This is a genomic window from Vibrio sp. PID23_8 (genome assembly GCF_003584965.1).
In the GTDB taxonomy this organism is placed as follows: domain Bacteria; phylum Pseudomonadota; class Gammaproteobacteria; order Enterobacterales; family Vibrionaceae; genus Vibrio.
In genome coordinates this window covers 59,583-71,299 of the sequence record NZ_LIXE01000010.1, presented here as the reverse complement: position 1 = coordinate 71,299, position 11,717 = coordinate 59,583, and the positions used below count along the sequence as shown (strand labels likewise).

Sequence of the window (11,717 nt, the reverse complement as noted above, 5' to 3'; positions counted from 1 at the left end):
ACAACTTAAATTTTGTACCTTTTTTCTTATTGAGTTTTTGCCAACTCCCTTGAAAAAAAACCGCCTTAACACCATCTATAGGTGAATAATCCACCAGTCATTGCACCATTCGTGCAGTGATTAGATAGTGTAGAGTTCTATGAGTTCCGAAAATGAAGCCGTAAGGCTAGATAAATGGCTTTGGGCAGCCCGATTCTATAAAACCCGCTCTATCGCTCGTAATATGGTCGATGGTGGCAAAGTCCACTATAATGGCCAACGAAGCAAACCGAGTAAAATCGTAGAGCTGGGTGCAGAGATCCGCCTTCGTCAGGGTAACGAAGAGAAAACCGTGGTTATCGAGAAAATCTCCGACCGACGTATGGGTGCACCTGTCGCACAAACGCTCTATCGCGAAACTGAAGCAAGCATCAGTCAACGTGAAGAGATGGCGACACAACGTAAACTGAACGCCCATAACCCAAGTCCCGAGCGCCGCCCAGATAAAAAGCAGCGTCGTGACATCATCAAGTTCAAACACCAATAGAAGCCGGAATTACCCACGAGGAAAGCACTCCATGGCAAATAATGTTTTAAACCGCTACCTGTTCGAAGACCTTTCAGTGCGTGGCGAGTTGGTACAATTGGATGAAGCATACCAACGTATTATCTCCAGCAAGGAATATCCGGCAGCATTGCAAAAGCTGTTGGGTGAGCTACTCGTTTCAACCACACTTTTGACGGCAACTTTGAAATTCGAAGGCTCAATCACCATCCAACTGCAAGGTGATGGTCCGGTGTCTCTCGCGGTTATCAATGGTGACCATGACCAGAAAATCCGTGGCGTTGCACGCTGGGAAGGCAACATTGCTGATGACGCTAGCCTGCATGACATGATGGGTAAAGGCTACCTAGTGATCACTATCGAGCCGAAGAAAGGTGAGCGCTACCAAGGTGTCGTAGGCCTAGAAGGTGACACGCTAGCAGAAGTGATCGAAGGTTACTTCGCAAACTCAGAGCAGCTAAAAACGCGTCTATGGATCCGCACTGGCGAGCATGAAGGTAAAGCACACGCGGCGGGTATGATGATTCAAACCATGCCAGATGGTACAGGCACACCTGAAGATTTCGAGCACTTAGAGCAACTAACCGACACGGTAAAAAATGAAGAGTTGTTCACGCTAGAAGCCAATGAGCTGCTATACCGACTGTACAACCAAGACAAAGTTCGCCTGTACGAGCCGCAACCAGTGGAGTTCCATTGCGGTTGCTCACGCGAACGCAGTGGCGCAGCCATCATCACGGTAGAAAAGTCTGAAATTTATGACATTTTGGCCGAAGAAGGATCAGTTTCTTTACATTGTGATTACTGCGGCACGTCATATTCATTTGACGAATCTGAGATCACCGAGCTATATGTACAAGCTCAGCCAAAGAGCAAAACGCTACATTAATTTTCATAGCTTACCAAGCTTGTAATTTACCTATCAAAAGGCCAGCGCTATGCTGGCCTTTTTGTGACCCAACCCCCGTAACATCTAGCTTTGCATGTAATAAAGCAACCTCTTAATTTTAAAAGATTAATAATCACTTTGCTCTGGCGCAATGGATTGTGCACACGATAAACTACTCAAACCAATATGTGACGGGACACCTAAATCCACATGTAAATAGTGGGTATTTTTTGACCTATATCCCTGTTTTCTCCCCGCCCCGTTGCTAGCATGTGAGTAGATAAATTTAAAAACAATATTACAAAATCCCTACAAAATCCTAATAAGGAGCACCTATGACCGTTATGGAACATACAAAGGCTGCAACACTTGATCTAACCAAGCATGGACTGCATAACGTCAAAGAGGTTATTCGTAACCCGAGCTATGAAATGCTGTTCGAGGAAGAAACCCGTCCTGACCTGGAAGGTTATGAACGTGGTGTGGTGACAGAACTCGGTGCGGTAGCCGTAGATACCGGCATCTTTACTGGTCGCTCACCAAAAGATAAGTACATCGTTAAAGACGAAACCACTGAAGAGCACATGTGGTGGACTTCCGATGCAGTGAAAAACGACAACAAACCAATCAACAAAGCAGTATGGAATGACCTAAAAGCGCTCGTGACCAACCAGCTTTCTGGTAAGCGCCTATTTGTGATTGACGGTTATTGTGGTGCAAACCCAGACACTCGCCTGAGCATTCGAGTGATCACTGAAGTCGCATGGCAAGCGCACTTCGTAAAAAACATGTTCATCCGTCCAACAGAAGAAGAGTTGGCAACGTTTGAACCAGACTTCGTGGTAATGAACGGTGCGAAATGCACTAACGAGAAGTGGGAAGACCACGGTCTTAACTCTGAAAACTTCACGGTATTCAACCTAACAGAGCGCATGCAACTGATCGGCGGTACTTGGTACGGCGGCGAGATGAAGAAAGGCATGTTCGCGATGATGAACTACTTCCTGCCGCTAAAAGACATCGCATCTATGCACTGTAGTGCTAACATGGGTGAAGAAGGCGACGTAGCGATTTTCTTCGGTCTATCTGGTACAGGTAAAACTACCCTATCGACCGATCCTAAACGTGCACTGATTGGTGATGATGAGCACGGCTGGGATGATGACGGCGTGTTCAACTTCGAAGGCGGCTGTTACGCGAAGACCATCAAACTATCGAAAGAAGCGGAACCAGATATCTACAACGCCATCCGTCGCGATGCGCTGCTAGAGAACGTGACGGTTCGCAATGATGGTTCTATCGACTTTGATGACGGTTCTAAGACAGAGAACACTCGCGTGTCTTACCCATTGCATCACATCGACAACATCGTGAAGCCAGTATCGAAAGGCGGTCATGCAAACAAAGTGATCTTCCTATCGGCAGACGCATTTGGCGTACTTCCTCCCGTGTCTAAACTAACACCTGAGCAAACTAAGTACCACTTCCTATCAGGCTTTACGGCCAAACTAGCAGGTACAGAGCGTGGTATTACAGAGCCAACACCAACCTTCTCTGCCTGTTTCGGCGCAGCGTTCCTAACGCTACACCCAACTAAGTACGCAGAAGTACTGGTGAAACGCATGGAAGCGGCAGGTGCAGAAGCTTACCTGGTGAACACGGGCTGGAATGGTAGTGGCAAACGTATCTCTATCCAAGATACACGCGGCATCATTGATGCCATCCTTGATGGTTCAATTGAAAACGCACAAACGAAGCACATTCCAATCTTCAACCTAGAAGTGCCAACTTCACTACCAGGTGTGGATCCAAGCATCCTTGATCCTCGTGATACCTACGTTGACCCACTACAGTGGGAAAGCAAAGCGAAAGATTTAGCAGAGCGTTTCATCAATAACTTTGATAAATACACTGACAACGCAGAAGGTAAGTCATTGGTGACTGCTGGTCCTCAACTCGACTAAACCACGATCTACGTCTTCGTGACTTAGCTACAAAAACCATCGTCAAGCCCCTATTTTGAGGGGCTTTTTATTGAATCCCACCCAAGATTGATACAAGCTTAAGCCTATCTAAGTAAGTCAACGACTCGCGACTTACTCCACATTACGTACAGGCTTTAGTCGGATGAAAACAGCAGGTCGGATTCTACTTTTTATACTCATACTCGCCATTGCAATTCCAGCGGCCTTTGTAACCATGCTGACCACCTCCTATTCTCGCCAAACATGGCATCTGATTTCGGATCTGGTCGACCTACCACTGCAAGCAGATAACGTTCAGTACGAGTTCCCATACCATCTCACCCTCAACAGAATTGCGTTCAAGCAAGAAAGCCTGCCGTTCATTGATCAAGTGGATATATGGCTTAACCCAGACATTCGTCGAGATGGACAATGGATTTTCGATAGTTTGCTGATCGATGGTCTAGATCTTCAGCAAGGGATGCCAACTCTGCCAAACCTAGCCACGGTTTACTTCCACCAAATTGCCTTGAAGAACCTCGACTACGCCGATGATGCATTCAGCATCAATGGGGTGAACATACAAATCCAGGAACCAACTTGGTCAAGCGACACTCAGCAAATACCATATGGAGAGATCCAACTTTCTGCCGAACAATGGTATTGGAATGGAGAAGCGTTTAATAAGCTCCTACTGGACGTAGACTACAGAGCGCAAGACAGCACGCTCTATGGTGCATCGTTTAACTGGCGCGGCAGCGAAGTTTCAGGCCAAGGCGAGCAATACCCACAAGGTTGGTCACTGGTGAATGTGACCGTAGATAAGCTGAATATCAACAACCTACAACTGCAATCCTTGCTCGCTAAGCCTTGGCAAGAACTGCCAATTACGATCACTCATATCAATAGTCTCGATCTGCTCAATGCCGATATCGAGTACGGTGATTGGCACTGGAAAAACCTAGAATTGTCACTAGAAAATGCCACACTGCCGCTCTCACTATGGAATACAACCGCTCAACTTTCTCTGCAAGCAGACAGCGTGCATTTTCAACAACAAACTGCGGTAGAACCTAGACTGAATGCCCAACTCAAACCGGGCGAGATCCGGCTGCAAGAACTGAGCTTAGATTGGCAGCAAGGCGCAGTACGAGTATCAGGCCACTTCGAGCCACACCATTGGCAAATCAGCAACGCTACCATCAGTGGCTTGAAGTGGGCAATTCAACCCGAAGATAAGACCGATTGGTGGCAAACCGCCACAAAAAAACTCCACCAAGTCGATATTAAGCAATTAGAGATTGAACGCAGCCAAGTCATCCAATTATCTAAACAACCTTACTGGCAGCTTTCTGGTTTGAATTTGGAAGGCGACCAACTTGAAGTGAAACATCGCCACGGACACTGGGGGATGTGGCATGGAAAACTCGATGCCAGCGTCGTCAATGCCAGCTATGGCCAAGTACTGTCCTCTCATGCGGCGCTTTCAATGCAAAGTGACAACGGTCAGTGGCAGCTCACTCGCTTATTTGCACCGCTTGAACAAGGCTATATTGAAGGCTTTGGCCAAGTAGAATTAAGCCCCCCTAGCCAACCGTGGACGCTCAATCTCAATGCCGATGGCATCCCATTGCAACTATTCCACCCATATTTGCCAAAGGCACTGGCACTGAATGGTTTCTCCGACCTGAGCCTAGATTTGCAAGGCTTGGTTGGCGATCGCAATATGCTTGCCTATAGCTTAACGGGCCATGTTGAGGCCAACTTGCGTGACACCACCTTGAAATCACAAGCTGACCATTCACTCAAAGCCGTCATATTGAGCCCACTTCGTTTAGATGCTCAGCGTGGCGAGGTCTCCATCCAGCCTATTGCCCTCTCTGGCAAAAGCATAACTGGCAAAATATCGGGCGAGTTTGATATGGCAAATAATCCACTGAGTGGCATTGTATATACGCTAAATGACGTATGCGGGGCCATCAGAGGTGACGTACTCAGTAAAGAAGTGGAGATAAACGAATGTGTAAGTAACCCCAAGCAACAGAAGGAAGTGGCGCAAGTTCAAGCGGAAGCGGTCCAAATGACAAGTGAACCCGCAAAGCACAATGCCTTCGATAAACCGACTATAGAGGAACCGAGAGAGGAGTTCCCCGAAGAAATTATCGAAGAAAATGAGCCAGCTAAGCCCTCTATTTCCGAAGATCAATCTGCCTCAGGTGACAAAGATAACGCAACAGAACAAACACTAACAGCGGAGTAATTTCGAGTAGTTAGGCAGTAGCATGTAAGTGCCAACAAAATCGACGGCTGGCACATCCCCACTGTAAATCACCACATGAATAACAATGCGAGCTTTACGCCCAGATGCTAAGCGATCCAAATCACCACTGATACCATCAAGTGACGTGCTAGCGACGGGATTTTGCTCCACTGGGTGACGATATCGAATCGAACTGTCGGCTAAAACGATATCGCCATGTAAACCACGTTCTTTCATCAACAGCCATGTCATCCCCCAGCCAGTCAATGTCGCTAAGGTGAAAGCAGATCCCGCAAATAAGGTGTTATGCGGATTCAAATTTGGATTGAGCTGCGCACTGCACTCAAACTGATAGCCTGTATACTGATTGATTTTGATGCCCATTTTGTCACTAATTGGGATCTGCTCTTCCCAACGTTGTTGCAACTCCATACACCAATCAGGACGACGCAATACCTCCGCCATTGGATCGAGCGGCTTCACCATTTGCTGGTGACGAACTGGACCTCGTTCATCGGTCAGTTCACCTCGACGTTCAAAGCCACTCTTTTCATAGAAAGCGATCGCGTCTTCGCGCGCATTACACACCAGGCGCTTTGCTCCCTCCTGACGGGCCAAAGATTCTAATGCCACCAACACCAAGGAGCCCACCCCCTTACTACGACGATTGTTTTTCACTGCCATATAACGGATCTGACCATCGTTATCTGGGGTGATGTACAAACGCCCAATCGCCATCGGGCGGCCACGACCATCGACAATCATCCGGTGGTGGCTCATCGCATCAAATTCATCGCGCTCCGAACCGACCGGCATCTGCCAAGGCTCTCGCAGCATCTGCCAACGAAACTGATAGTACTTATTAAGCTGATTTTCTGTTTTTGGCGTTATAAGTTTGAACATATCAATCCTTGAAAGTACAAATCAAATGAAAGTCTTATGGAAAATACCCAAGCAAATTCAATACACTTGGGCTTAAAGCTTAGACCATGATGTTATGGTTGCTAGGGCACATTGGTTTTTCGAGTGCAATTAAACCTGCAGCCAAAACGTCACTGGGCCATCATTTACCAGAGACACCTTCATATCAGCCGCAAATCGGCCTCGCTGCGTTGGCAACTCTTGCTCACACAGATCAGAAAAATAGTCATACAGACGTTCTGCATCGGCAGGGTGTGCACCACGAGAGAACCCCGCGCGAGTGCCTTTTTTGGTGTCCGCTGGTAACGTAAACTGCGACACCACCAAAACCTTACCGCTCACTTGCTTGACGTTCAGGTTCATTTTTCCTTCATCGTCTTCAAACACACGGTAAGTAGTTACACGCTCCATCAAACGTTTTGCTTTTGCTTCATCATCATCCTTCTCGACACCAAGTAGGACAAGTAGGCCTTGGTCGATCGCACCGACTACCTCACCATCGACTCGAACGGCCGCTTCACTGACTCGTTGGATTAGCGCTATCACGACTCTCGCTTCCTTCATTTGTTAATTGAGATTCAGCGGTCGAGTGTATCATTTCTAAGTTATCACTCCAGTGCTCTCTTTCACCAAGTGCAGCCGTGACTTCTGCGCCAATCAGTACAATCAACCAGCACAAATACACCCAAACAAATAGGATCGGAATGGCCGCTAATGCACCGTAAATGAGCTGATAAGATGGGAATTGAGTAATGTAAAAAGCAAACCCCTTCTTACTCAACTCAAACAATAACGCCGCAATGGCCGCCCCAACGGTACCATGGGACAGGTATACTTTCTTATTCGGAACAAGTAAGTACAGGCCCATAAAAGCAAAGAAAGACAACAGAAATGGTAGCCAACGCAAGAACACGTTATAGGCTCCTGTAAGCGTTTCATTGTCGATAATTTTTAACGATGTCACATACGACGTCGCCGCAATACTGGCCCCCACCAAAATAGGCCCTAACGTAAGCACCATCCAGTACATTGAGAATGAAAAAACTGGTCGACGCTTATCTTTTACTCGCCAGATATAGTTTAAGTTCTTATCAATATTGGAGATCAGCATTAACGCCGCGACAAACAAAAACGCACCGCCAACCGCCGTCATCTTACCGGTATTCGCGACAAACTCTTGTAGCGCCGTTCTTACTGCGTCTCCTGATGCAGGGACAAAGTTGTCGATGATATAGCCTTGAAGCACATCACCAACGTTTTCAAATACCGGGAATTGAGACAGTATCGATAACAGAACGGTCAACATCGGTACAATAGACAACAGAGTGATATAAGCAAGATAGCCGGCATTCACATTCACGCGATCATGTGTCATGCGCTTAAGCAAATATTTAACAAATGCGACGCTCCCCGGCACGAGCTTGATCAATCTCACCTTGTAACTCTCTGATAACTGGTTCATAGTTCATCTCATAAATTAGCGTCGAGGACATAAGAATGCCTTATTTATTAGCAATTGTACTATCAATTTTCACTTTGACAGGATGTCAGTCCGCTTATTACTCAGCGATGGAGCAAGTGGGCTATCACAAGCGAGAAATCATGGTCGACCGGGTTGAAGATGCCAAAGAGTCACAACAAGATGCACAGGAAGAGTTTACCAGCGCGCTTGAAGCACTTTCCGCTCTTACCAACTTCGATGGTGGTGAGCTAGAATCGGTCTACAACAATATTAATGATAAGTACGAAGACAGCGAGAAAGCAGCACAAGACGTGCGCGATCGTATTGCGGCAATTGAAGATGTCTCTGATGCTCTGTTTGATGAATGGCAAGATGAATTAGAGCTGTACACCAACGCAAAGCTGCGCCGTTCGAGCGAGCAAAAGCTGCGTGAAACCAAATCGTCTTACAAAAGCATGCTAAGTGCAATGAAACGTGCTGAGCAAAAAATGACGCCAGTATTGAACACGCTGCGCGACAATACCCTTTACCTAAAACATAACCTCAACGCCAGCGCTATCGGCTCTCTAAAGGGGGAGTTTTCTAGCTTAGAGAAAGACATTCAGTACGCGATCAAACAGATGAACGCGGCGATTGCTGAGTCAGACAAGTTCCTGCAAAAGCTCAACCAAAAATAAGCAGACTATATCTAACTACCCCCTCCTCCTCGTGAGGAGGGGTTCATTTTCTTATCGCCCAAGCAACCCACTAGCACGCCGAATAAAAGCGACTCTGTCTTCTACCGTTCCCCATGGCACATCGACCACTTGGTAACCCTGTCCTGCATAAGTATCGACTAACGTCTGATGAATCTGCAGTGCTTCCTCAAAACGGTGTGGACGAACCTCATCCTGCACATAAATAGCCGCTTCAGGTCGGCAGGCAAATACCAGGTGATGGTAGCCTATCCCCTCAACAGCAAAGGCTCTCTCCACACTACAACCGCCGATTTTCAAGTATGCGGCGATATCTGGGATCGCGCGATCAACAAAAGCAATCTCATGACACAAAGCCTGATGTTTTTGCTTCCTCATCAATGCAAGACATAACTTAGCGAACGCCGGCAAATTCGTCCAAGGGAGCACTCCATTAGGAATACGACTTTGCTCGGCAATTAACCGACGAGACGCTTCTTCAAAAGTGGCATAACCAAATTCAGACAGAGCCTTAACAAGTGTGGTTTTTCCGGCTCCCGGTCCGCCAGTAATGATGATGGGTTTCACTCATGACCTCATTGCTCATCGATCTAAGATCTCTCACCGATTCTGTCGTCATACGGAATCGGTGAGAATCAGGCAATAAAAAACCCTAAGTCGCAGTGCGGCTTAGGGCTTTCTGATATCAACTAACCTAGATTAGAGGATTACTTTGCATCACGTGAAGCACGTTTACGATCGTTTTCTGTCAGGTGACGTTTACGAATACGGATGCTTTCAGGTGTTACTTCTACTAGTTCGTCATCATCGATGAACTCCAGTGCTTGCTCTAGCGTGTATTTGATTGCTGGAGTAAGAACCTGCGCTTCATCAGTACCTGATGCACGAACGTTGGTGAGCTGCTTACCTTTCAGACAGTTTACTGTTAGGTCGTTTGAACGGTTGTGAATACCGATAACCTGACCTTCGTATACTTCATCCGCGTGCTCAGCAAATAAACGACCACGTTCTTGAAGGTTGAACAGTGCGTAAGTCAGAGCTTTACCTGTTGCGTTCGAAATTAGAACACCGTTGTTACGTTGACCGATCGTACCGCCTTTGTGTGGGCCGTAGTGATCAAACGTATGGTAAAGAAGACCAGAACCTGAAGTCAGTGTCATGAATTCTGTTTGGAAACCAATCAGACCACGAGAAGGCATCATGAAGTCCATACGAACACGGCCTTTGCCATCTGGAGACATATCAGTCAGTTCGCCTTTACGAAGACCGATAGCTTCCATGATACCGCCTTGGTTTTCTTCCATGACGTCGATAGTTACCGTTTCAAACGGTTCTTCTAGGTTACCATTTTCATCACGCTTGATGATTACTTCAGGACGAGATACCGCTAGCTCGAAACCTTCACGACGCATGTTTTCGATCAGGATAGATAGGTGAAGTTCACCACGACCTGATACGCGGAAGCGATCTGGGTTATCCGTCTCCTCAACGCGTAGAGCAACGTTGTGAACAAGCTCTTTTTGTAGACGCTCAAGGATGTTACGTGAAGTAACGAACTTACCTTCTTTACCCGCGAACGGTGAAGTGTTTACTTGGAACGTCATGGTTACTGTTGGTTCATCAACAGAAAGCGGAATCATCGCTTCAACGTTGTTCACGTCACAGATAGTGTCAGAGATCTTAAGTTCGCCAAGACCTGTGATCGCAATAATGTCACCTGCGTTAGCTTGCTCGATGTCATGACGTTCTAGGCCAAGGTAGCCCATTACTGTGCCCACTTTACCGTTACGTTTCTTACCATCAGCGCTTACGATAGTCACTTGTTGGTTAGGACGCACTGTACCACGAGTTACACGAGCCACACCGATTACACCAACGTATGAGCTGTAATCTAGCTGAGAGATTTGCATCTGTAGTGGACCGTCAAGGTCAACATTTGGCGCTTCTACTTGATCAACGATAGTTTGGAACAGTGGTTCCATGTTTTCGCCAGTTTCGCCTTCTTCTAGCGTCGCCCAGCCGTTTAGTGCTGATGCGTAAACCACTTTAAAGTCTAGCTGTTCATCCGTTGCACCTAGGTTGTCGAATAGGTCGAACACTTGGTCCATAACCCAATCAGGACGTGCGCCAGGACGGTCAATCTTGTTGATTACAACGATTGGCTTAAGACCATGCGCGAATGCTTTTTGTGTAACGAAACGCGTTTGTGGCATTGGGCCGTCAACTGCGTCTACGATAAGTAGTACTGAGTCTACCATCGACATGATACGTTCTACTTCACCACCGAAGTCCGCGTGTCCCGGAGTATCAACGATGTTGATGCGGTAATCATTCCAGTTAATTGCTGTGTTTTTAGCAAGAATGGTAATACCACGTTCTTTTTCGATGTCGTTTGAGTCCATGACTCGCTCTTCAGCTTCGCCGCGAGACTCTAGAGTACCTGATTGTTGTAGTAGTTTATCAACCAGTGTTGTTTTACCGTGGTCAACGTGCGCGATGATCGCGATATTTCTTAATTTATCAATCTGTGGAGTAGCCATGGATTTGATTCACTTAGATAGATGAAATGCCCCCACACTGAGAACGGGTGCTCTCTAGGTGACATTTGCTGATTAAAAAAACGGCCATAATGTACCAGATTTTAGCAAAAAGCATAGAAATATGTGATCTACTCCCGAGCATTTCTGTCAAATTTACGCTTAACGCTCACTTTCTGATGTACAGCGGATTGATTCAGCTCAATTTTATCCCCATCACCGTTAATAGAAATTGACCAACGCTCAAAAAACAGGCTGAATGAACAATAATTTTGTCACATGATGGTGCAACACTAGTTTGACGCACCAAACCTGTGCATCATTAGATCATTTTGGTGCAAAGGTTTGCACCAAATGAGCACCAAAAACCACAAGGCACTGAAAATACAGTAATATTTTTTTTGGCACGGTTTTGGCTTTAGATAAACAAGCATCGATTAACGAT

At 46.6% G+C, this 11,717-nt stretch carries 10 protein-coding genes; 5 read left to right on the top strand and 5 right to left on the bottom strand.

What is annotated here, in order from left to right; all coding sequences use genetic code 11:
• Positions 1–139 precede the first annotated feature (139 nt).
• The 4 genes from hslR to AK966_RS15545 all read left to right on the top strand — a co-directional run bounded on the left by hslR (position 140) and on the right by AK966_RS15545 (position 5,657).
• Entirely contained in the window at positions 140–526 is a 387-nt protein-coding gene (hslR, locus tag AK966_RS15560) for a ribosome-associated heat shock protein Hsp15 (RefSeq protein WP_099079159.1), read from the top strand.
• Positions 527–557: 31 nt separating this feature from the next.
• The gene (gene hslO / locus AK966_RS15555) at positions 558–1,433 is read left to right on the top strand and encodes an Hsp33 family molecular chaperone HslO (RefSeq protein ID WP_099079158.1); all 876 of its coding nucleotides are present in this window, start codon (positions 558–560) and stop codon (positions 1,431–1,433) included.
• A 335-nt stretch (positions 1,434–1,768) separates the two neighbouring features.
• Positions 1,769–3,397 carry a phosphoenolpyruvate carboxykinase (ATP) gene (gene pckA, locus AK966_RS15550; protein WP_099079157.1) on the top strand — a complete coding sequence of 543 codons (1,629 nt, stop codon included), beginning with the start codon at positions 1,769–1,771 and terminating at the stop codon, positions 3,395–3,397.
• A 163-nt stretch (positions 3,398–3,560) separates the two neighbouring features.
• The gene (locus AK966_RS15545) at positions 3,561–5,657 is read left to right on the top strand and encodes an AsmA family protein (RefSeq protein WP_119464498.1); all 2,097 of its coding nucleotides are present in this window, start codon (positions 3,561–3,563) and stop codon (positions 5,655–5,657) included.
• Here AK966_RS15545 and AK966_RS15540 read toward each other — a convergent pair.
• From AK966_RS15540 to AK966_RS15530, 3 genes are all read right to left on the bottom strand, one after another.
• Positions 5,643–6,560 (bottom strand): bifunctional GNAT family N-acetyltransferase/hotdog fold thioesterase, encoded by a 918-nt coding sequence (locus AK966_RS15540; RefSeq protein ID WP_099079155.1) that lies wholly within the window; start codon positions 6,558–6,560, stop codon positions 5,643–5,645. The two genes, AK966_RS15545 and AK966_RS15540, sit on opposite strands and share 15 nt — an antisense overlap.
• 129 nt (positions 6,561–6,689) lie before the next feature.
• The gene (gene dtd / locus AK966_RS15535; protein WP_099079154.1) at positions 6,690–7,124 is read right to left on the bottom strand and encodes a D-aminoacyl-tRNA deacylase; all 435 of its coding nucleotides are present in this window, start codon (positions 7,122–7,124) and stop codon (positions 6,690–6,692) included.
• Positions 7,096–8,040: a virulence factor BrkB family protein gene (locus AK966_RS15530; RefSeq protein WP_099079153.1), complete on the bottom strand. Its 945-nt coding sequence runs from the start codon at positions 8,038–8,040 to the stop codon at positions 7,096–7,098. The genes dtd and AK966_RS15530 overlap by 29 nt, the downstream gene beginning before the upstream one ends.
• A gap of 35 nt (positions 8,041–8,075) precedes the next feature.
• Between AK966_RS15530 and AK966_RS15525 the strand changes: the two genes are divergently transcribed.
• Positions 8,076–8,717 carry a DUF2959 domain-containing protein gene (locus AK966_RS15525; RefSeq protein ID WP_099079152.1) on the top strand — a complete coding sequence of 214 codons (642 nt, stop codon included), beginning with the start codon at positions 8,076–8,078 and terminating at the stop codon, positions 8,715–8,717.
• Between the two features lie 51 nt (positions 8,718–8,768).
• Here AK966_RS15525 and AK966_RS15520 read toward each other — a convergent pair whose 3' ends face one another.
• Positions 8,769–9,302 (bottom strand): AAA family ATPase, encoded by a 534-nt coding sequence (locus AK966_RS15520; protein WP_119464497.1) that lies wholly within the window; start codon positions 9,300–9,302, stop codon positions 8,769–8,771.
• Between the two features lie 140 nt (positions 9,303–9,442).
• A complete protein-coding gene (gene typA / locus AK966_RS15515) occupies positions 9,443–11,275 on the bottom strand; it encodes a translational GTPase TypA (RefSeq protein WP_099079150.1) in 1,833 nt (610 codons plus the stop codon).
• Between the last annotated feature and the right edge of the window lie 442 nt (positions 11,276–11,717).